This is a genomic window from Streptomyces sp. ID05-26A, assembly GCF_033794685.1.
GTDB lineage: Bacteria > Actinomycetota > Actinomycetes > Mycobacteriales > Pseudonocardiaceae > Lentzea.
On the sequence record NZ_JARAYZ010000001.1, the window covers coordinates 1,966,021 to 1,985,992 of the forward strand.

The following is a 19,972-nucleotide window of genomic DNA, read 5'->3' on the forward strand; positions in this document are numbered from 1 at the left end:
CTACGGTGATGAGACCAAGTCCCATCACTTCGAAGGACAAGCACATGAAGGTCTTCGTCACGGGCGCCAGCGGCCACGTCGGTTCAGCGCTGGTTCCCGAACTGCTGCGAGCAGGCCACCAGGTCACCGGACTGGCGCGCTCGGACGCGTCCGCCGCCAAGCTCGACGCCCAGGGCGCCGCGGTCCGGCTCGGCGATCTGGACGACCTCGACGTGCTGCGCAAGGGCGCGGCCGAGGCGGACGCCGTGATCCACCTGGCGTTCAAGCACGAGGAGATGTACGCGGGTGACTACCAGGGCGCCTCGGACGCCGACCTCTCCGTGGTCCAGGCGTTCCTCGACGAGCTGTCCGGCACCGGCAAGGCGCTGATCGGCACCGGCGGCACGCTGTCGTACTCGGGTCTCGGCCGCACGGCCACCGAAGAGGAACGGGTCTCCAGCGAGAGCCCTCGCGGTGCCGCCCGCAACGCCATCGTCGACGCCGCGAACGTCCGGGGCGCGGTCGTGGTCTTGCCACCGACCGTCCACAGTGCACTCGACACCGCCGGCTTCATCCCGATCCTGGTCAGAACCGCCCGCGCCACGGGGGTTTCCGGTTACCCCGGCGACGGCACGAACCGCTGGTCCGCCGCGCACACGGTGGACGCGGCCCGGCTCTACCGGCTGGCCGCGGAGAAGGCTCCGGCACAGTCGATCCTGCACGCGGTCGCCGAGGAGGCCATCACGATGCGGGAGATCGCCGAGGTCATCGGACGGAAGCTGGACGTGCCCGTCGAGAGCATCCCGGCGGAACGCGCGCAGGAGCACTTCGGCCCGCTCGCGTTCATGGTCTCGCGGGACGCGCCGACGTCCGGCGCACGCACGAAGGCGTTGCTGGGGTGGGAACCGACGGAGCCCGGCCTGCTGGAGGACCTGGAGAGCGGGTTCTACTTCGAGCAAGGCTGAGCTTCGAGGGCTTGGGAGCCCTGGAGGGCCCGCCGCTGATACGCGCGACGGACCGGCGTTCCAGGCCTTCACGCACCAGTCCGGCCACCGTGGCCGGCATGGGTTCGCAGCACCTCTCGATCGCCTGCCGCTGTGGTCGCCCTCTCGCCGTCGCCGCCCGCCACCTTCCGCTTGCGGGGAAGGTGATCATGGTTTCCGGACATCTAGTAGACGGCGCCAGGCGTGGATCAGGACAAGGTTCACTCGTCCGAGTGACCGCGGTGCCCGTCCGACAGACCGTCGGACCCCTGCCTGAAAGTCAACTCCCGCAAGGGAACCGTGGCGAACGGCGCGACGCCGCGTCCATGCGGTGGTCTCAGAACTCGACCACTCGCGGACGCGGCATCGCGAAGACGTCGTACAGGCGCTCGATCATTTGCGGGGCTTCGGTTTCCAGACGACGAGGGCGGTCTCCTGCCGGATCGGCACGAGATCACGACGATAGGAAGCGTGCACCGCGGCGGCCGTGGAATCGGCCGCCGCCAAGGCTTGTGCAAGTTCCTGCTGGAGTTCTACAACCCGCGACTGCAGAGCGTCCACCTGGTTTTCCAGGTCGATGATCCGCTTGATGCCGGCGAGGTTCACGCCCTCGTCCTGCGAGAGGCGCTGGACCTCGCGCAGCAGCACGATGTCCCGCATCGAGTAGCGGCGGCCACCACCGTTGGTGCGGCCCGGCGAGACCAGGCCCAGCCGGTCGTAGGACCGCAGGGTCTGGGCGTGCAGGCCCGACAGCTGGGCCGCCACCGAGATCACGAAGAACGGCGTGTCTTCATCAGTCCCGGGAGGGAAGGGAAAACCCACCGAACTCACCGCCCTTCAAGCAGCGCGTTCAGGTCACCGCGCGGGTCATGATCGCTCGTCACGTCGGCGTACGCCTCGAGGGCCTTGCGGGCCTCGGACGACAGGTTGTTCGGCACGGCGACCTCCAGGGTGATCAGGAGATCCCCCGCGGTCCCGTCCCGCTTCGTGATCCCCTTGCCCCGCGCCCGCAGCACGCGCCCCGAAGCCGTACCGGCGGGCACCTTCAGGGAAACCTTGCCGTCCAGCGTGGGCACGGTCAACGTGGTTCCGAGCGCGAGCTCGGAGAACGTCATCGGCGCCGTCAGCGTCAGGTCGTTGCCCTGACGGCCGAACACGCTGTGCGGGTTGACGTGCACGCGCACGAACAGGTCGCCGCTCGGGCCACCGTTGCGCCCCGGTTCGCCTTGTCCCGCAAGGCGGATCCGCTGGCCGTCGTCGACCCCCGAGGGGATCCGGACGGTCAGGGTGCGGGTGCGGGTGCTGACGCCGTCACCCCCGCACTCGGGGCACGGGTCGTCGATGATCCGGCCGGTGCCGCGGCAGTCGCGGCACGGCTCGCTGAACGCGAACGCGCCCTGCGACCTCGTGACCAGGCCGGAACCCGAGCAGGTGGCGCAGGTGTGCGGCGTGGTGCCCGGCTTGGCGCCGGAACCGCTGCACGTCGTGCAGGCGGCGGGGGACGACAGGCGCAACGGCACCGTCGCCCCCTTCACCGCCTCGGTGAAGTCGATGCGGACGTCGGTCTCGACGTCCTCGCCACGACGCGGACGCGTGGCCGACCCGGGAGCCGTGCCGCCACCGCGCCGGTTGAACAGCCCGCCGAGCAGGTCGCCCAGGCCGCCACCACCGGTCCCCTGCGCGGCACGGCCGAACAGGTCGTTGACGTCGAACCCGCCGGAGCCGAAGCCGCCGGAGCCCGGGAAGCCACCGCCGCCCGCGAACAGGCGGCGAGCCTCGTCGTACTGCTTGCGCTTGGCCGGGTCCGACAGCACGCCGTAGGCCTCGGAGACCGCCTTGAAGCGGGCCTCGGCCTTGGCGTCACCGGGGTTCGCGTCGGGGTGCAGCTCACGGGCGAGCTTGCGGTACGACTTCTTGATCTCGTCCGCGGACGCCTCGGAGGAGACGCCCAGCTCGCGGTAGAAGTCCTTCTCGATCCAGTCCCTCTGACTCACCGGACGGCTCCTCCTTCCCCTAGAGGAATAGAACTCAGACTTCTTCGGACGGCGCTGCGGCGGCGGGCTCGTGATCGGTCACCGCGACGAGCGCGGGCCGGACGAGCTTGTCGCCGAACGTGTAGCCACGACGCAGGACAGCGGTGACGGTCGGGCCGTCGACGTCCGGGGACGTGCTGTGCTGCACGGCCTCGTGCACCGACGGGTCGAACGCCTCGCCGTCGTGCGCGAACGGCTCCAGGCCGGTCTTCTGCAGCGTGGACACGAGCTTGTCCGCGACCGCCTTGAAGGCACCGGTCAGGTCGCCGTGCGCGGCGGCCCGCTCGATGTCGTCCAGCACGGAGAGCAGTTCGGAGGCGACGGACGCCTTCGCGTTGTTGATCACCGCTTCCCGGTCGCGTTCCACCCGCTTGCGGTAGTTCGCGTACTCGGCGGTGAGCCGCTGCAGGTCCGCGGTGCGCTCGTCGAGCTGGGTCTTCAGCTCGGCGGCGACCTCGTCCACGACCTCGGCGACCAGGGGTTCGGCCGGAGCAGCACCTTCCTCGTCGGCAGCGTGGGCCGGCGCCCGGACCTCACCCGTTTCGGGGTCGATCCGGCGCCGGTCGTTCACGACTACCTGAGGCTGCTCCTCGTCAGGGGCGGCGTGCCTCGGTTCGGTCACTTCTTCTCGTCCTCGTCCACGATCTCGGCGTCGACGACGTCGTCGTCCTTCTTCGCACCGGCACCGGCGCCCGCACCAGCGGCACCCGGCGCGTCGGCACCAGGGGCCTCGGCGCCGGGAGCACCCGGAGCGTTGGCGTAGATCGCCTGGCCGATGGCCTGGGACTCGGTCGCGAGCTTCTCGACCGCCGTCTTGATGGCGGCGATGTCGGTGCCCTTGAGCGCCTCGGTCGCCTCGGCGATAGCGGCGTTGACCTTGTCCTTGATCTCGGCCGGGAGCTTGTCGTCGTTCTCCTTGACGACCTTCTCCGTCTGGTAGACCAGCGTCTCGGCCTGGTTGCGGACCTCGGCCTCCTCGCGGCGGCGCTTGTCCTCCTCCGCGTGGGCCTCGGCGTCCTTGACCATGCGGTCGATGTCGTCCTTCGGCAGCGCGGAGCCACCGGTGATCGTCATCGACTGCTCCTTGCCGGTGCCCAGGTCCTTCGCCGACACGTGGACGATGCCGTTCGCGTCGATGTCGAAGGTGACCTCGATCTGCGGCACGCCACGGGGGGCGGGCGGCAGGCCGGTCAGCTCGAACATGCCGAGCTTCTTGTTGTGGGCCGCGATCTCGCGCTCGCCCTGGAAGACCTGGATCTGCACGGACGGCTGGCTGTCGTCAGCGGTCGTGAAGGTCTCGGAGCGCTTCGTCGGGATCGTGGTGTTGCGCTCGATCAGCTTGGTCATGATGCCGCCCTTGGTCTCGATGCCGAGGGACAGCGGGGTGACGTCGAGCAGCAGGACGTCCTTGACCTCACCCTTGAGGACACCGGCCTGCAGGGCGGCGCCGACGGCGACGACCTCGTCCGGGTTCACGCCCTTGTTGGGCTCGCGGCCGCCGGTCAGCTCCTTGACGAGCTCCGCGACGGCGGGCATGCGGGTCGAGCCGCCGACGAGCACGACGTGGTCGATGTCGCCGACGGAGACACCGGCGTCCTTGATCACGTTGTTGAACGGCGCGCGGGTGCGCTCGAGCAGGTCGTTGGTGATGCGCTGGAACTCGGCGCGGGACAGCGTCTCGTCGAGGAACAGCGGGTTCTTGTCACCGTCGACGGTGATGTACGGCAGGTTGATCGACGCCTGGGACGAGCTGGACAGCTCGATCTTGGCCTTCTCCGCAGCCTCACGGATGCGCTGGAGGGCCATCTTGTCCTTGGTCAGGTCGATGCCGTTCGCCTGCTTGAAGCGCTCGACCAGCCAGTCGACGACGCGCTGGTCCCAGTCGTCGCCACCGAGGTGGTTGTCACCGGAGGTCGCACGGACCTCGACCACGCCGTCGCCGAGCTCGAGCAGCGAGACGTCGAACGTGCCGCCACCGAGGTCGAAGACCAGGATGGTCTGCTCCTTCTCGCCCTTGTCGAGGCCGTACGCCAGAGCGGCGGAGGTCGGCTCGTTGACGATGCGGAGCACGTTGAGGCCCGCGATCTGGCCGGCCTCCTTGGTGGCCTGGCGCTGCGCGTCCTCGAAGTAGGCGGGGACGGTGATGACCGCGTCGGTGATCTCTTCACCCAGGTACGCCTCGGCGTCGCGCTTGAGCTTCATCAGCACGCGCGCGCTGATCTCCTGCGAGGTGTACTTCTTGCCGTCGACCTCGTCGGTCTGCCAGTTGGTGCCGACGTGGCGCTTGACCGAACGGATGGTGCGGTCGACGTTGGTGACGGCCTGGTTCTTCGCGGGCTGGCCCACGAGGACCTCGCCGTTCTTGGCGAAAGCGACGATGGACGGGGTCGTCCTGGAGCCCTCCGAGTTGGCGATGACCGTCGGCTCACCGCCTTCGAGGACTGCGACGACCGAGTTGGTCGTCCCGAGGTCGATGCCGACTGCACGCGCCATTGGAGTTCCTTCCGCTAGTACTTGTTGAGCGTTGCTGGCTCAAGTTTGCCATCCGCTCAAACCTGAGCCTACCCGACTCAAGCTTTCTGACTGGCTCAACGGCCGGGAAAGTCTGCTTGTTCCCTCACAACGCGACGAGGGCCACCCCTTGTGGAGTGGCCCTCGACACAGTCCCCCTGGTCAACCTCAGGCCGCGAGCACCCGGATGTCCCCCGAGCCCGCGTTGAGGTTGAGCTCGATCGACGCGTTGGGATCGGTCGGGACGTGGATCCCGCGCTCCCCGCTGTCCGCCGAACCGACGATCTTGAACGGCCCCCCTGGCATCCGGATGGTGATGTCTCCCGACCCCGTGATCGCCCGCACCTGTTTCGCCGCCGAGAACATGAGCGTGATCCGCCCGGAGTCGGCGTTCGCGATCACCTCGTTCTCCATCGAGGTGCCGTCGATGTCCCCGGAACCCGCGACGAGCAGCGCCTTGCCCTTGATCGCGTCCAGCACGATCCGGCCGGACCCCACGTCGGCCGTCACGGCACCGCCGACCCTGGTGGCCTCGAATTCACCGGATCCGGTCCTCACCTTGACGTCCCCCGCGATGTCGCGGGTGACGACCCTGCCGGAGCCGGTCTTGAACTCGACCGCTGCCATGCCCTCGAAGACCGCGTCCCCCGACCCGATGTCACCGACCACGGAGATCTTCGCGGACGGGACCACGACCTCGTAGTCGATCTCGCAGTTCCGGCCGCAGCCGTCGAGCACCAGCGTGTCGCCCTCGATGCGGTGAGCGACACCCGAGGGCCTGTTGTCCTTGGTGTGCTCGACCTTGCGGTGGATCTTCGTCTCGGCCAGCCCCTGCTGGTACCGGATCGTCACGTTCCCCGAGTCGTTGTCGCTGCGCACCTTCACCGAGGTGAAGGTCTCCCCGACGACGTGGTCGTCCTGGAACTCGTACTTCATGATGCGGATGCCACAGCCGGTCGACACTGTGAGCACCGCCCCCGCCACCAACGCCACCAGCGCCGTCCTCATCATGGACACAAAACTAGAGGCGACGGCGCTCAGCTACACGGTTGCAAGCCCCCGAAGGCGGGGTGGGGCTGTCCCTACCCAGTACTCAGACCAGGTCTTCGAGCACGGACCGCAAAGCCGGTGCGGTGCGTGCCGGGTCGTTCAGGAAGCGCGTGGACGCCAGCACGTGCGCGGGCGCGATGCGTTCCCACAGCAGGCCGTCGACCGGCACCTCGGCGATGTGCAGCTCCACGCTCTGCGCCCACCGGCCGATGCGCGACTCGATGCCGCGCAGCACGTCCCCTATCGGTAACGCGGCGGGGCTCTGCACCTGGTGCAACTGCTCGATGCCGGACTTCAGCGCGAGCACGACGGCACGGCTGGCGGGACGGGTCAGCAACGCCTCGGCGTCCTCCGGGGTCGCGGGCTCGACGCCGCGCCTGCACGCGTCCAGCGCGTCGGCCCACCAGCCGGGCCACTCGGCGGTCACGACGGCGCGGTCGGTGCCCAGCGGCACCTGCACGGGCAGGGACGGGTCCAGGCCCGGGACGTGCGGTTCGACGTCCACCGACAACGCCAGCGAATCCCGCACGTAGAGCGCGGCGAGGAGGCCCAGGCTGACCCCGTGGCTGATGCCGGACACCTCTCGCGCGAACTTCATGACCTCATTCTTCCCGCGGAGCGGCCGTGAATTCGTCGCGGCCGCGGATCAAGAAGGACACGATTGGCTCCAGCTCGTCCTCGTTCGGAGCAACGTCGGCGATCAGGCCCTGCATCAGCAGCCCGTCGATGGCCGCGAGGAACGCGCGGAACGCGACGGGGTCCGCCGGCTGCACCACCTCCACCGCGAGGTCGAGCCACCGGCGCGCGGCGGGCTTGAGCTCGGGGCGCCTGCCTGCCAGCAGGTAGAGCTCGTACTCGGCGAGCGTGCGGCAGCGGTTCTCGTTCACGGCCCTGGCCAGGCTCTGCGCGATCTCCCGTGCGGTGCCGCCGCTCGCGACGATCTTCAGCATGTCGTCGCACAGCTCTTCCGCCGACCACACGAGCGTGGCGATCAGCAGGTCGTCGAGCGTCGCGAAGTAGTAGGTGGGTGCCGTCGTCGGCACGCCGGCCTCACGGGCGACGCTGCGGTGCGTCACGCCCGCGACGCCCTCGCGTTCGATCACGCGCAGGGTGGCCTCGACGATGGCGCGGCGCTTCTTCTCGCCGCGCGCCTTGCGCCCGTCCACCTTCTGCAACTCCACTGCCGCGGTCAGTGCGTCCTCCCGAGTTCGAGCGTCACCACGCCGCCGATGATCAGGACCAGCCCGATGACCATCGTGGGGTTGAGGGTCTCGCCCAGGAACTTCCAACCGATGATCGCCACGGATGCAACGCCGATAGCGGACCATACGGCGTAGGCGACGCCCACGGGCATACCCAACTTCAACGCGCGCGAAAGCGCGGTGAAGGCGATGGCGTACCCGAGGACGACGATCACGGACGGCCAGAGTCTGGTGAAACCCTCAGACAGCTTCAGCGAGACGGTGGCGGCGATCTCCGCCACGATCGCCGCGGCGAGATACAGGTACAACACGGCGGCCTCCGGAGGTTTGGACCTACTACCTGAACAAGTGTTCCATAAGTTTTTGATCAACTTATGGGTACTTGACCGGTACTCCGGGAGACACCGGCCACGTCCAAGTGGTTACCCATCAGTAACGTGGCCTAGAATCCCGCCATGACCCTCCAGCTGGTTCTCGGACTCGTCGCCGTGGCGGTGAGCGTCGTCGCCTGGGGCGTGTTCGTCGCCGCCGTGCTGAAGCAGATCAAGATCATTCGGCTCGGCCAGCCGGACGGCACCCGCTTCGGGCCGTTCGTGCCGCGCATGAAGACGATGATCGTCGAGTTCGTCGCGCACACCAGAATGGCGAAGTTCCGTTCGGTGGCCCCGTGGCACTGGATGGTGATGTGGGGCTTCCTCATCGGCTCCGCGGTGCTGTTCGAAGCGTACGGCGAGGTGTTCGACCCGCACTTCCACTGGCCGATCATCGGCACGTGGTCGATCTGGCTGCTGCTGGTCGAACTGCTGGGCGTCGGCACCGTCGTCGGTGGTGTGGCCCTGGCCGTGATCCGCCAGCGCAACCACCCGCGCCGCGCCGACCGGCTCTCCCGCTTCCAGGGTTCGGACTTCAAGTCCGCGTACTTCGTCGAGGCCGTCGTCATCATCGAGGGCGTCGGCATCCTGCTGGTCAAGGCGTTCAAGCAGTCGAGCGGTCTCGAGGTCGCTCCGCTGTGGACGTCGTTCGTCACGCAGCCGCTCGCGCAGATCCTGCCGTCCGCGCCCATCTGGGTGTCCGTGATGGCGCTGGTCAAGCTGCTGAGCGGCATGATCTGGCTGATCGTCGTCGGCCGGAACCTGACGATGGGCGTTGCCTGGCACCGGTTCTCGGCGTTCTTCAACATCTACTTCAAGCGCGAGGACGACGGTGGCGTCGCCCTGGGCGCGCTGAAGCCGATGATGTCCGGCGGCAAGGTCCTGGACCTGGAGGAGGCCGACCCGGACAAGGACGTGTTCGGCGTCGGCAAGGTCGAGGACTTCACCTGGAAGGGCGTCCTCGACTTCTCCACCTGCACCGAGTGCGGCCGTTGCCAGTCCCAGTGCCCCGCCTGGAACACCGGCAAGCCGTTGTCCCCCAAGCTGGTCATCACGCAGCTGCGCGACCACATGTACGCCAAGGCGCCGTACCTGCTGGCCGGCGGCTCGAAGGACATGGGCGGCGACGAGGTCGGCATCACCGAGGACAAGTACGAGGACTACAAGAAGCGTCTCGAGTCCATCGACGTGCTGGCGATGGCCGAGGCCGAGCGCCCGCTGATCGGCGGCCCGGACGAACTGGGTGTCATCGACCCCGAGGTGCTGTGGTCCTGCACGACCTGCGGCGCGTGCGTCGAACAGTGCCCGGTGGACATCGAGCACGTCGACCACATCGTCGACATGCGCCGCTACCAGGTGCTGATCGAGTCGAACTTCCCGACCGAGCTCGGCGGGATGTTCAAGAACCTGGAGAACAAGGGCAACCCGTGGGGCCAGAACTCCAAGGACCGCCTGGCGTGGACCGAGGGCCTCGAGTTCGAGGTGCCGGTGTTCGACGGCGAACTGGGCGACGCGGAGTACCTGTTCTGGGTCGGCTGCGCCGGTGCGTTCGAGGACCGCGCGAAGAAGACGACGCGCGCCGTCGCCGAACTGCTGCACACCGCGGACGTGAAGTACACGGTGCTCGGCCCGGAGGAGACCTGCACCGGTGACCCGGCCCGCCGCGCCGGCAACGAGTTCCTGTTCCAGATGCTCGCGCAGCAGAACGTCGAGGTGCTCAACTCGGTGTTCGAGGACCGGCCCGCCGGTCAGCGCAAGATCGTCGTCACGTGTGCGCACTGCTTCAACACGCTGGCCAACGAGTACCCGCAGGTCGGTGGCACGTACGAGGTCGTGCACCACACGCAGCTGCTGAACAAGCTGGTGCGCGAGCGCCGTCTGGTGCCGGTCGCGCCGGTCACCGAGGACGTCACGTACCACGACCCGTGTTACTTGGGCCGTCACAACAAGGTCTACGAAGCACCGCGTGAGCTCATCGGGGCGTCGGGCGCGACGCTGCGCGAGATGCCGCGGCACGAGGAACGCTCCATGTGCTGTGGTGCCGGTGGCGCTCGCATGTGGATGGAGGAGCGGATCGGCAAGCGCATCAACGTCGACCGCGTGGACGAGGCGTTGTCCACCGCGCCGTCGAAGATCGCGACGGGCTGCCCGTTCTGCCGCGTGATGCTGACCGACGGTGTGACCGCGCGTCAGGCCGACGGCCAGGCCGGTGCGCACGTCGAGGTCGTGGACGTGGCGCAGATGCTGCTGGAGTCGGTGAGGCGTGGTCAGCCGACCCCGGTCGTGGAGGAAGACGCAAGCGTCTGAAGCACATGAGAAAGGCCCTCGGTCCGCACGGACCGAGGGCCTTTCTTCGTTCTTGCTCAGTCGTTGTCGGTGATCTTGTCGTAGACCACGTTCAGCACCCAGCCGGTCAGGGCGACGATGATCGCGCCCCAGAAGGCGGGCCAGAAGCCGTCGACGCGGAACGGCAGGTCGAACTGCTCCGCGAGCCAGCCGGTGAGCATGAACAGCAGCGCGTTCACCACGAGCCCGATGAGGCCGAGCGTGACCAGGTAGAACAGGCAGCCGAAGAACTTCACGAGCGGCTTCACGACCGCGTTCACCAGGCCGAAGATCACCGCGACGCCGATCAGCGTGAGGATCCTCGACCCGGTGGAGCCCTCCCCGAGGTCGATGCCGGGGAGGGCGGTCGACACCCAGACCGCCACGGCAGTCAGCAGCACATGCACCAAGATGCCCATGCCGCGCAGACTAGCCGTGGCGGGTCCTATGTGGTCAGGACCGGCGGCGGCGCGCCATGAAGAACGCGCCCGTTCCCGCCGCGAGCAGCAACGTGCCGAGTGCCAGGAAGCCCAGCGGCGAGGCGCCCGTCGACGCGAGACCCGTCTTGTTGCCCGCCTTGGCCACGGCCTGCGTGGTCGTGGTGGTCGGTGCGGCGGCAGTGGTGGTCGACGTGGTCGGCGCGGTGGTCTCCGCGCCCTTCTCCACGACCTTCACGGGCAACTGCAGGAAGTTGTCGCTGGTGTCGACGTCGTTCAACCCGCGCATCGGGTTGAACACGACCAGCTGCAAGCTGGTGAAGACGGTGCCCGCGGGCGCGAACGTCAGCTCGATCTCTTCCGTCGCACCGGGAACGATCCTGTGCTTGAGCTCGAACTGGGTGCTGGTCTCGGCTTCGAGGGTGTCGCTGTGCCGCAACACCTTCGCGTGGAACTGGCCCAGTCCGATCGTCGGCATGACGGGCGCGTTGCCGGTGTTGACGAGCCGCACCTTCGCGGTGATCTCCTCGCCGACCAGGTAGGTGTCCTTGGCCGGGATGAGCGAGCCCTTGACGGTGATGTTCGCCGCCGCGGTGATGTAGCGCAGGTCGACCTGCTCGGTCTGACCGGTCAGCTTGCGGGTGCCGGTCGCCCAGTCGATGTCGGTGGCGGCGTTGGGCTTGCCGAGGACCAGGCCCTCGCTGTTGAGCAGCGGCGCCGTGAGCGTGTAGTCGCCGAGCGGCAGGTCGATCCGGTACGCGCCGTCCGCACCCGCGGTCCTGGTGACGTCGGTCGGGGAACCGTCCTTGGCGTTGCCCGTGACCCTGAGCCCCTCGGTGATGGGCTGCTCGCCCGCCTGCTTGGTGCCGTCACCGTTGGCGTCGACGTACGCGACGCCCTTCACGACCTGGCCGGCGAGTGCGAAGTCGCCGGCGGTCACCGTCTCCGAGGTCGTGTAAGAGCTCTTGGCGCTCGTGTAGTTGACGAGGTCGAGGGTCTCCACCTTGTACGTGGACTTGCGCAGCTTCTGGACCCTGTACATGCCGCTGGGGCCGACCGGGAGATCGATCGTGAAACCGTCCTCGCCGGTGACCCGGACACCGGGCCCGCCGACCCGCACACCATCACCCTCGTCGAAGGTGTTGTTGCCGTTGTGGTCGAGGAAGACCCGACCGGTGATGCTGATCGTCTCGTCCTGCGCGAGGGCGGGAGCGCCCGTCGCGGTCAGCACGAGGGCAGCCGTCGTCGCGACTGCGAAGGTGTTGCGCACTGTTTCCCCCAGCGTCCGAATTGCTCCACTTAGGACATCGAAACGCCGGGGGTCGGCGTTGCATGTTCCAGGTCACTCCGACAGCGGATAGCCACCCATCTCGCACCCCTCCCTCTCGTGCCAGTTAGCACGATATCGGATAGTACGAGTTCGTAGCAATTACTCCTTGCTGTCGAGTGCGAGCCTCGTGCGACGACGGGCGGGCCCGAGCTCGCCGGACAGCACCTCCATCACCTGGCGCAGCAGGTCACGCAGGTGCTCCAGGTCGCCGCCCGGCAACGCGGTGAGGAGGTCGCGCTCCCGTTCCGCCTGGCCCGCGACGATCTGCAGGAAGATCTCGCGGCCGGCGTCGGTCAGCGTCGCGGGCAACGACCGGCGGTCGGCGGGGTCGAGTTCGCGGACCACCAGACCCGCCTTCTCCAGCCGGTCGAGCCGGCTCGTGATGGTGGTGGCCGGGCTCAGCGTGCCGTTCGCGAGCTGCTTGGGGGTGAGCCGGTGGGGCGGCCCGATCCAGAACAGACGCGCCAGGATCTCGTAGTCGGCGCGGTTCAGGCCGTGCGGCGCGGCGATCTCCGTGGCGAGGAAGTCGAGGTACTTGCTGATCTGGTGCACCCGGTCGACCACGCCCTCGACCACCGGATCGATCGCCGGAACCATGGCCCTCCACGACTCGACCTCGGCATCGGTGTCGTCCGCACCACGGTTGCCCATCCCGCAATGGTAGTTGCGCCCGCATGCAGAACGGCCCGCGTCTCTCCCGGACGCGGGCCGTTCCGTCTTACCCCCTGGTGATCAGCGTTCCCCCCGGTGCAGATCCCGCATGTAAGACACCCCAGGTGCGCCGGATGTTGCCCCCGCGGTGGAATGTCACTCGAATGCAGTAGCGCTCACACCTGCTTCGCCGCCACCTGATTCCCGTCGCGCGCAACGGGTGCGGGCAGGTCAGGAGGCCTAGGGTGATCACCCATGAGCGAGAAGCCGCAGGGTTCAGGCGAAAGCAGCCTCACCGTCGTACTGGCTCTGCTGGTGAATCTGGCGATTGCGGTCATGAAGGCCATTGCGGGCGTTTTGACCGGTTCAGCCGCGATTCTCTCCGAGGCCGCGCACTCGGTGGCCGACACGTTCACCGAGGCACTCCTGCTGACCGCACTGCGCCGCTCGGACCGCCCGGCCGACCGCCGGCACCCGTTCGGCTACGGCAAGGAGCGCTACTTCTGGTCGCTCCTCGCGGCGGTCTCGATCTTCGCCTCGGGCGCGATGTTCGCGTTCTACGAGGGTTTCCGCACGGTCTTCGGCGAGCCGGAAGCGCAGACCCGCCCGCTCGTCGGCTACATCGTGCTCGGCCTCGCGTTCGCGCTCGAGTCGATCTCGTGGACGCAGGCGTTCCGGCAGGTACGTTCCGAGTCGGCCGCTCACGGCCGCGGCTTCTGGGACTTCCTGCGCGTCTCCGACGACCCGACCGTGAAGACGGTGTTCCTGGAGGACTCGGCCGCCCTGGTGGGCCTGGTCCTCGCCTTCGCGGGCCTCGGCCTGCACCAGCTGACCGGCTCGTCTCTGTGGGACGGCCTCGCATCCCTGGCGATCGGCGCACTGCTGGCGTCGGTCGCGTACGTGCTGGCCCGCACCAACCGGGGCCTGTTGATCGGCCGCCAGGCAGACCCGGTGATGGTGAAGGCGATCTGGCGCCGGCTAGCCGAACTGCCCGAGGTCGACGCCGTCGTCGACGTGCTGACGATGCTCATCGGCACCGACCGCGTGCTGCTCTGCGCCCGCCTCGACTTCGACGACGCCCTGACCGCGCACCAGTTGGAAGACGCGTGCGTGCGCATCTCCGCGGAGCTGCGCACCGAGTTCCCCGACCTGGACGAGATCTTCCTCGAACCGGTGCCGCGCACCGATCCCGACCTGCGGCGCCGCGTGCTGGAGCGCTACGGCGACCTGAGCTAGCGACGCGTGTCGGTCTGGTGGAAGTTGAGGTAGGCACGGCTCGGCGTGGGGCCGCGCTGACCCTGGTACCGGCTGCCGGCCTGCGCCGAGCCGTACGGGTGCTCCGCCGGGCTCGACAGCTTGAACAGGCACAGCTGCCCGATCTTCATGCCGGGGTGCAACGTGATCGGCAGGTTCGCGACGTTCGACAGCTCCAGCGTGATGTGACCGGAGAAGCCGGGATCGATGAAGCCCGCCGTGGAGTGCGTCAGCAACCCGAGCCGCCCGAGGCTGGACTTGCCCTCGAGCCGCCCGGCCAGGTCGTCCGGCAGCGTCACCATCTCGTAGGTGCTGCCGAGCACGAACTCACCGGGGTGCAGCACGAACTGCTCACCCGCGGGCGTCTCGACCAGACTCGTCAGCTCGTCCTGCTGCTGCGAGGGGTCGATGTGCGTGTACTTGGTGTTGTTGAAGACCCGGAAGAACCGGTCCAGCCGCACGTCGATGCTCGACGGCTGGAGCATCTCGACGTCGAAGGGGTCGAGGGCGAGACGGCCGGACTCGACCTCTTTGCGCAGATCCTGGTCACTCAGCAGCACCCGGACAGGCTAACCGAAGACCCTGGCACCGCTGGTGTCCGCTCTGTGTATGATCGGCGACGAGCTTGCTCACGCGGGTGTAGTTCATTGGTAGAACGACAGCTTCCCAAGCTGTAGAGGCGGGTTCGATTCCCGTCACCCGCTCCAAGAAGAAGGCCCCGACCAGTGCTGGTCGGGGCCTTCTTCTTGGAGCAATACCGCCTCGTCAGGGATTGATCAGCCGCTCACGACCGCCGGGGTGAGGCCAGGGCAGGTCGTCGTAGTCCGCGACTTGCTTCTCAATATGCGCTCGCATCTCCTCGATCAAGATCGATGCGTCGTGTGTCGTGCCACCGTCGGTGCGCTTGCGCCCAGCGTGCACGGTGTCCCACTTCGTCTTCGTGGCCTGCCTCGTGCGCTGTCCCTGCTCCCGGCCACCGAACCCCGTGAGCAGCACGTTCCAAACCGGTCGATACCCATTGACCAACCCATTCTCTCCCAGGTCGATGTGCACATCCGGCATCAACAAAGCCCGGAAGCGGAACTCGGCGACCGGGAGATTTCCTCCGATGATCGACTCGCGATGATCGCGCAGCCGGCCGAAGAGGCGCTTCGGATTCACCTTGTTCGTCCTACCGGCGATCGAACGGGCGCGGCCGACGTAAACCGGGATCTGCAAATTGCTGAGCGGACGGTAGAATTCAATGCCTTCACCCCGGTAGTAGATGGCATAAAGCCCCGCCCCCTCGAACTGCGGCAGATCGCTACCCATAGCAACCAATGGCTGCCGTTCGAAGCGCTCGCAGATGGTGGTCGAGATCTGCTCGGTCGACAACGGGTCAAACGAGGCTGGAACATAGTTGACCGACTCCGCATCCCGCTTCGACTGACGGCCGCGCTTGCGATCACTCGTCGACACTGAAAAGATCATTCTCGTCTTCGATCATTTCTTCGGCAGACACCTCTGGCTGCGCTTCCACGACGGAGCCGTGCCTGAAATAGCGCCAAGCGCTTTTGTACTCGGTCGGCGAGTCGCCGTACATGATGACATAACCCATCAGTGCGACGATCTGCCAGTCAGCCGGCAACCGCTCAGATGCCAGACGAAACGCCTGAACAGCGGACATTTCGCCGTCCGGCATCGACAACCCGATTGACGCCGCGCCTGGCGGCTCCGCGTAGCGGAAGTTGTAGGGGAGCTTGCTCTTGAGCACCTTGAGAAAGGAGCTCAGCGTGAGCGACCGGTTGTTGAGACCGGAGAGCGGTTGACTCAGATCAATTGGGAACTTGAGGTCGAAATGATTCCTCTTGATCTCGGTGGTGTCCCGCTTGCGTCCAGGATCCTTGTTGCCGAACCCATTGTTGTTCCACGGAATTCCACCCTCACCTTTGTAGTAATTAATGAGCAGACGCTCGGGCGCCAGGGCGGAAAAGTCCTCATCGACGTAGAGGCAGGAGAAGCCGACGTCAGCCAGGCTGATGTTCTGACGGCCGCCGAGCTTGCGAAAATGGTCTGACAGGCGCGCCCGAAGGGAAGCGTCCGCCTTGCCGACGTAGACGAACTCATCGTTGAGGTACAGCTGATAGACACCTGGCCGCTCATCTATCGCGAGCAGGTTCCGCGCGGTCAGCGGAGCATGATCGAGACGCTTCAACGCCGCCGCGAGCTGGTCCGCGAGCGCCTTCGTGATACTCAGCCGGAAATCACCGTGGAACAACCCACTCCGGCTCGATGTGGCCTCCCCCGGCACGGCATCGCCCCCCTTTCCTAAGTTGATCACCGAACACTCTATGACGCATCTCACGATCGGTCGACACAGTTGACCGACCCGACTTTCCATGATCATCAACTCCGCGGTATGATTTGCGGATGGTTGAGCAGGCCGAAGAAGCAAGTGAGCCCCGCACCAGCGTGGAGCTGTTCGCAGGCGGCGGCGGACTCGCCATGGCCGTCCACCAAGCAGGTTTCAGGCCACTGCTGTTCAACGAGTTCAACAAGCGGGCCTGCGAGACGCTCGTGGCGAGCGCGAAAAAGACTCTGGGAGTTGACGGTCTCGAACGCACGGACGAGACGCGTCCGAAGCCACCAGAGCTCGGGCAACCGGCGCCTTTGTACCCCGGCGACGTGCGGGAGCTCGATCTGAGCGCGTTGCAGGGCAAGGTCGACGTCCTGGCCGGCGGTCCTCCCTGTCAGCCATTCAGCGCGGGCGGTGTCGCCAAGGGCGACGAGGACAAGCGCAACATGTTCCCTGCCGTCTTCAAGGCTGTCCGCGAGATGCGTCCGAAGGTCGTCATCTGCGAGAACGTGCGCGGTCTACTGAGGCCGTCGTTCGCCGAGTACTTCCAGTACATCCAGAACGAGTTGCGGCTTCCGTTCGAGAAGCGCGACGACGACGTGCAGTGGCAGGACCACAACGCTCACCTGACACGCATCCTCGACAAGCTGTCGGATGATGACGATCATGCCGACCACTACAAAGTCGTCATGGTGCCGGTCAACGCCGCGAACTACGGCGTCCCACAGATCCGCAACCGCGTGGTCATCGTCGCTTTCCGCGCGGACCTCGGAGTTGATGTCGACGCGTTCGGAAAGCACGTCACCACCGAGAAGTTCTCAGAGGCAGCCCTGCTCCGATCGATGCGTGACGAGGACGGCCCCTATTGGCAAAGGCACCACACAGTGCCAGGCCATGCGCGGGAGAAGGTCCGGAGCCGGATCCCCAAGGTGATCAAAGAGGACGACTGCCAGCCATGGCGCACCCTTCGCGATGCCATCGAGGGCTATGGAACCGACACAAAGTTGCAGCCGCTGCCAAAGGTCGACCTGGGGCGGTTGGACGAGAAGTTCAACTTCGGCGAGGAGTTCGAGATCGCCGACCATATCGGCTGGCCAGGTGCCCGGATCTACAAGGGACACACGCCCAACGAGCTCGACCGTCCCGCAAAGACCGTAAAGGCAGGGGTACACGGTGTTCCCGGCGGCGAGTCCGTGGTGTTGCTCGACGACCGGGTCGAGGATGCGGACTCACCTGACGGATGGCGCTACCTCCATCGCTACATGACCGTCCGCGAGACCGCCAGGGTGATGACGTTCCCAGACGAGTGGCTCGGGGCCGGCCCGCGCGGCGAGCAGATGCGCCAGCTGGGCAACGCGGTTCCCGTCGTTCTCGGTGAATTCTTCGCGAAAGCCGTCGCGGAGGCACTCGACCAGGCCGGACGCTGAACGACCATGATCGTGGCGAACGACGGGTGGCACTGGAAAGATCAATTGCCTCCTGAGCGTGCGTACAAGCGGCACGCTCGCGCCGTCTCACCAGCTGCCGAACAGGATCGCGCCGCCAAGGGCCGGTACCGGCGGAACGTCGAATTGAACGATGGCCGCCAGGCACTCGCCTCGATCAGCCTGCGCTTGTACCGGAGAACGCGCCGAATCCGGGCTTACCTTCGCTGGTCGCAGGACGGCAAGACGCGGGAGATCTACGTCTGCGAGGTCGAGTTCGCCTCTCGTGGGCAGAACTTGGCCGAGGCGTGGCGACAAGCTGACGAGAAAGGCCTGCTGGCGAAGCCTGTTCTGCCCGCCGATTCGACGGCTTCCTCGGTGGAGGTCCGAGCGGCGATGCGTGGCAACCGAGCCAAGGACACAGGGCCGGAGATGGCGCTTCGCCGCTTGCTTCACCAGCGCGGTCTTCGCTACCGGGTCGACGCTCGACCGATCGCGGAGGTGCGTAGGCGAGCGGACGTCGTGTTTCCTGGTGATCGCGTCGCGGTGTTCGTGGACGGGTGTTTCTGGCACGGCTGCCCCGAACACCACCGTCCGGCGACGAAGAACGCCGACTTCTGGCGCGAAAAAATCAACGGCAATCGGTCTCGAGACGTGGAGACCAACAAGATCCTGCAGGCTGCGGGATGGGCGGTCATCCGCGTGTGGGAACACGAGAACGTCACAGAGGCAGCGGACCGCGTTGAGTGCCTCGTCAGAGATACACGCGGCACCTGAAACCGGGCCGCTAACCCGGTTAACGCGACAGCTTCCCAAGCTATAGAGGCGGTAGAGGCGTTTCGATTTCCATCACCCGCTCGAAACCAAAGCCGGAGTGCGTCTGCGGAAAACGCAGACCGCTCCGGCTTCGATATTTTCTGGGGGCCAAGCCCTCCAGACCCCGGCCGGGCGGCTCCGCCTCCGGACCCCAGCTCATCAGAATCTGCAATCATGACCCATGCCGATCCGCTTGCCCCCTGTGTGAGGCTACTGCTCGCGGGATCTGGTGCGTCGCAGGTGTTTGCTGATGTCACAGGGCGCTGACAACGTGGCAAGTATCCTTCTTGTTCGCCCCAGAAAGTCACTGCGCGTCAAAACTCAGCGGTCAGCTCGAAAGCTTGACCCCAGTTCCAGCAAGGGATGAGGCTCGCTTACCGCCCGTGCCGCTGGTTCAGGCGTACTGCGAGGCTTGCGACAACCAGGAGGCAGGTCAGCGCACTTATTGCACACTCTTCTCCCTGTCTGGGGCCTGGACTCGAAGTGCACTAGCGCGGCACGCGAGCATGTTTCCGATGCTCTGCGCGCTCAGCTCGCAGAGCACCAGCAGTTTCGGTGACTCCGATTGCGGCGCGCGCTGCAATTTTCTCAACCAAGCCGCGGTTCCGCAGGCCAGAAGAAGTCAGGTCGTCTATCACGTCGGTGACAGCAGCAGCCTGAACAGCCGGAGACCAGCGGCTCATCAGGTCCATCAGGTCCACGAAGCTCTCCGTCATCAAGTACGGCGAGAACCCGACGGCGTTGCCCACCTCCAGCAAGTACCGGGTGGGCGTGTCTTCGTCCTGGTGGCGGCGCCGCCACGTGGTGATGTACAGCGACCCATCTTGATCACCGATTTTCAGGAACGGCTCCCAGCCTTGCTCCTTCAACCAGCTTTTGACATCGCCGCCGTCCTCGATGCCCTCCAGAACGTTGATCGGTTCCCACTGCCCGTTGGTAGTCAGCCGTAAATCCCGCTTCAAGTTCATCTCCATAACGGCAACTCTAGCGAAGTTTGCTCCCGAACTACCGCTGTCATCATTGCCGCGTTCAGAGTTTCTTTCTTCATCAAGGAGGCCCCTGCGAGGGCGTCTGGTCGTTCGTGCCTGCATCCGTTGCGGAGCTCAACCCTGGAAGGTGCCGAGCGGGCCTGGCCCGCGTCGGTGACGGCGACGGCGACCGTCCGCAACGAACGAGGCCACGACCGGCAACCTCTACGAGGAACCGCGAGGCATCGCAACGTCATCCTGACGTCCCTATCAACATCAATCAGCGAGTCACACCTGACTCGC

20 protein-coding genes and 1 tRNA gene are annotated in these 19,972 nt (G+C 66.5%); 6 read left to right on the forward strand and 15 right to left on the reverse strand.

From position 1 onward, the window contains the following. Positions 1 to 44 precede the first annotated feature (44 nt). Positions 45 to 944: an SDR family oxidoreductase gene (locus tag PV646_RS09735; RefSeq protein WP_500341099.1), complete on the forward strand. Its 900-nt coding sequence runs from the start codon at positions 45 to 47 to the stop codon at positions 942 to 944. Between the two features lie 411 nt (positions 945 to 1,355). Here the strand turns inward: PV646_RS09735 and PV646_RS09740 are convergent, their stop codons facing one another. The 8 genes from PV646_RS09740 to PV646_RS09775 all read right to left on the reverse strand — a co-directional run bounded on the left by PV646_RS09740 (position 1,356) and on the right by PV646_RS09775 (position 8,126). Continuing rightward, the gene (locus PV646_RS09740) at positions 1,356 to 1,784 is read right to left on the reverse strand and encodes a heat shock protein transcriptional repressor HspR (protein WP_191297829.1); all 429 of its coding nucleotides are present in this window, start codon (positions 1,782 to 1,784) and stop codon (positions 1,356 to 1,358) included. 5 nt (positions 1,785 to 1,789) lie between these two features. Further along, positions 1,790 to 2,956: a molecular chaperone DnaJ gene (gene dnaJ, locus PV646_RS09745; RefSeq protein WP_500341100.1), complete on the reverse strand. Its 1,167-nt coding sequence runs from the start codon at positions 2,954 to 2,956 to the stop codon at positions 1,790 to 1,792. A gap of 34 nt (positions 2,957 to 2,990) precedes the next feature. After that, positions 2,991 to 3,617 (reverse strand): nucleotide exchange factor GrpE, encoded by a 627-nt coding sequence (gene grpE / locus PV646_RS09750; protein ID WP_500341101.1) that lies wholly within the window; start codon positions 3,615 to 3,617, stop codon positions 2,991 to 2,993. Further along, complete coding sequence (gene dnaK, locus PV646_RS09755) at positions 3,614 to 5,488, reverse strand: molecular chaperone DnaK (RefSeq protein ID WP_500341102.1); 1,875 nt, start codon at positions 5,486 to 5,488, stop codon at positions 3,614 to 3,616. Before dnaK ends, grpE begins: the two co-directional genes overlap by 4 nt. A 186-nt stretch (positions 5,489 to 5,674) precedes the next feature. Further along, on the reverse strand, positions 5,675 to 6,517 hold the full coding sequence (locus PV646_RS09760) for a DUF4097 family beta strand repeat-containing protein (protein WP_500341103.1): 843 nt from the start codon (positions 6,515 to 6,517) through the stop codon (positions 5,675 to 5,677). 82 nt (positions 6,518 to 6,599) lie between these two features. Beyond that, positions 6,600 to 7,154, reverse strand: a complete 555-nt coding sequence (locus PV646_RS09765; RefSeq protein ID WP_500341104.1) for a hypothetical protein — start codon at positions 7,152 to 7,154, stop codon at positions 6,600 to 6,602. Positions 7,155 to 7,158: 4 nt separating this feature from the next. After that, positions 7,159 to 7,737, reverse strand: coding sequence for a TetR/AcrR family transcriptional regulator (locus PV646_RS09770; protein ID WP_500341105.1), 579 nt, complete (start codon positions 7,735 to 7,737; stop codon positions 7,159 to 7,161). An 8-nt stretch (positions 7,738 to 7,745) separates the two neighbouring features. Beyond that, a complete protein-coding gene (locus tag PV646_RS09775; RefSeq protein WP_500342350.1) occupies positions 7,746 to 8,126 on the reverse strand; it encodes a DMT family transporter in 381 nt (126 codons plus the stop codon). A gap of 87 nt (positions 8,127 to 8,213) precedes the next feature. On the opposite strand from PV646_RS09775, the gene PV646_RS09780 reads away from it, so the two are divergent. Then, positions 8,214 to 10,436 (forward strand): (Fe-S)-binding protein, encoded by a 2,223-nt coding sequence (locus PV646_RS09780; protein WP_500341106.1) that lies wholly within the window; start codon positions 8,214 to 8,216, stop codon positions 10,434 to 10,436. Positions 10,437 to 10,492: 56 nt separating this feature from the next. Here PV646_RS09780 and PV646_RS09785 read toward each other — a convergent pair whose 3' ends face one another. The 3 genes from PV646_RS09785 to PV646_RS09795 form a co-directional block, all read right to left on the reverse strand. Continuing rightward, the gene (locus PV646_RS09785; protein WP_500341107.1) at positions 10,493 to 10,873 is read right to left on the reverse strand and encodes a phage holin family protein; all 381 of its coding nucleotides are present in this window, start codon (positions 10,871 to 10,873) and stop codon (positions 10,493 to 10,495) included. A gap of 34 nt (positions 10,874 to 10,907) precedes the next feature. Beyond that, on the reverse strand, positions 10,908 to 12,161 hold the full coding sequence (locus tag PV646_RS09790) for a hypothetical protein (RefSeq protein WP_500341108.1): 1,254 nt from the start codon (positions 12,159 to 12,161) through the stop codon (positions 10,908 to 10,910). Between the two features lie 159 nt (positions 12,162 to 12,320). After that, positions 12,321 to 12,872 carry a MarR family winged helix-turn-helix transcriptional regulator gene (locus tag PV646_RS09795; RefSeq protein WP_500341109.1) on the reverse strand — a complete coding sequence of 184 codons (552 nt, stop codon included), beginning with the start codon at positions 12,870 to 12,872 and terminating at the stop codon, positions 12,321 to 12,323. Positions 12,873 to 13,127: 255 nt separating this feature from the next. Between PV646_RS09795 and PV646_RS09800 the strand changes: the two genes are divergently transcribed. After that, complete coding sequence (locus PV646_RS09800) at positions 13,128 to 14,108, forward strand: cation diffusion facilitator family transporter (protein WP_500341110.1); 981 nt, start codon at positions 13,128 to 13,130, stop codon at positions 14,106 to 14,108. Here the strand turns inward: PV646_RS09800 and dcd are convergent. Next, on the reverse strand, positions 14,105 to 14,686 hold the full coding sequence (gene dcd, locus PV646_RS09805) for a dCTP deaminase (RefSeq protein ID WP_500341111.1): 582 nt from the start codon (positions 14,684 to 14,686) through the stop codon (positions 14,105 to 14,107). The two genes, PV646_RS09800 and dcd, sit on opposite strands and share 4 nt — an antisense overlap. Positions 14,687 to 14,759: 73 nt before the next feature. Here dcd and PV646_RS09810 point away from each other — a divergent pair. Continuing rightward, positions 14,760 to 14,833, forward strand: a tRNA-Gly gene (locus tag PV646_RS09810). A gap of 58 nt (positions 14,834 to 14,891) precedes the next feature. On the opposite strand, the gene PV646_RS09815 is transcribed toward PV646_RS09810, so the two are convergent. Then, on the reverse strand, positions 14,892 to 15,584 hold the full coding sequence (locus PV646_RS09815; RefSeq protein ID WP_500341112.1) for an Eco29kI family restriction endonuclease: 693 nt from the start codon (positions 15,582 to 15,584) through the stop codon (positions 14,892 to 14,894). Next, entirely contained in the window at positions 15,571 to 16,446 is an 876-nt protein-coding gene (locus tag PV646_RS09820) for a GIY-YIG nuclease family protein (protein WP_500341113.1), read from the reverse strand. Before PV646_RS09820 ends, PV646_RS09815 begins: the two co-directional genes overlap by 14 nt. 89 nt (positions 16,447 to 16,535) lie before the next feature. On the opposite strand from PV646_RS09820, the gene PV646_RS09825 reads away from it, so the two are divergent. Beyond that, a complete protein-coding gene (locus PV646_RS09825) occupies positions 16,536 to 17,888 on the forward strand; it encodes a DNA cytosine methyltransferase (protein ID WP_500341114.1) in 1,353 nt (450 codons plus the stop codon). A gap of 6 nt (positions 17,889 to 17,894) precedes the next feature. After that, positions 17,895 to 18,662, forward strand: a complete 768-nt coding sequence (locus PV646_RS09830) for a very short patch repair endonuclease (RefSeq protein ID WP_500341115.1) — start codon at positions 17,895 to 17,897, stop codon at positions 18,660 to 18,662. Positions 18,663 to 19,189: 527 nt separating this feature from the next. Here the strand turns inward: PV646_RS09830 and PV646_RS09835 are convergent. Beyond that, entirely contained in the window at positions 19,190 to 19,675 is a 486-nt protein-coding gene (locus PV646_RS09835; protein WP_500341116.1) for a hypothetical protein, read from the reverse strand. Positions 19,676 to 19,972 lie beyond the last annotated feature (297 nt).

Coding starts and splice junctions, on each gene's coding strand:
- PV646_RS09735 (WP_500341099.1), top strand. CDS start 45: ATGAAGGTCTTCGTCACGGGCGCCAGCGGCCACGTCGGTTCAGCGCTG.
- dnaK (WP_500341102.1), bottom strand. CDS start 5,488: ATGGCGCGTGCAGTCGGCATCGACCTCGGGACGACCAACTCGGTCGTC.
- PV646_RS09760 (WP_500341103.1), bottom strand. CDS start 6,517: ATGATGAGGACGGCGCTGGTGGCGTTGGTGGCGGGGGCGGTGCTCACA.
- PV646_RS09765 (WP_500341104.1), bottom strand. CDS start 7,154: ATGAAGTTCGCGCGAGAGGTGTCCGGCATCAGCCACGGGGTCAGCCTG.
- PV646_RS09780 (WP_500341106.1), top strand. CDS start 8,214: ATGACCCTCCAGCTGGTTCTCGGACTCGTCGCCGTGGCGGTGAGCGTC.
- PV646_RS09785 (WP_500341107.1), bottom strand. CDS start 10,873: ATGGGCATCTTGGTGCATGTGCTGCTGACTGCCGTGGCGGTCTGGGTG.
- PV646_RS09795 (WP_500341109.1), bottom strand. CDS start 12,872: ATGGGCAACCGTGGTGCGGACGACACCGATGCCGAGGTCGAGTCGTGG.
- PV646_RS09800 (WP_500341110.1), top strand. CDS start 13,128: ATGAGCGAGAAGCCGCAGGGTTCAGGCGAAAGCAGCCTCACCGTCGTA.
- PV646_RS09825 (WP_500341114.1), top strand. CDS start 16,536: ATGGTTGAGCAGGCCGAAGAAGCAAGTGAGCCCCGCACCAGCGTGGAG.
- PV646_RS09830 (WP_500341115.1), top strand. CDS start 17,895: ATGATCGTGGCGAACGACGGGTGGCACTGGAAAGATCAATTGCCTCCT.
- PV646_RS09835 (WP_500341116.1), bottom strand. CDS start 19,675: ATGGAGATGAACTTGAAGCGGGATTTACGGCTGACTACCAACGGGCAG.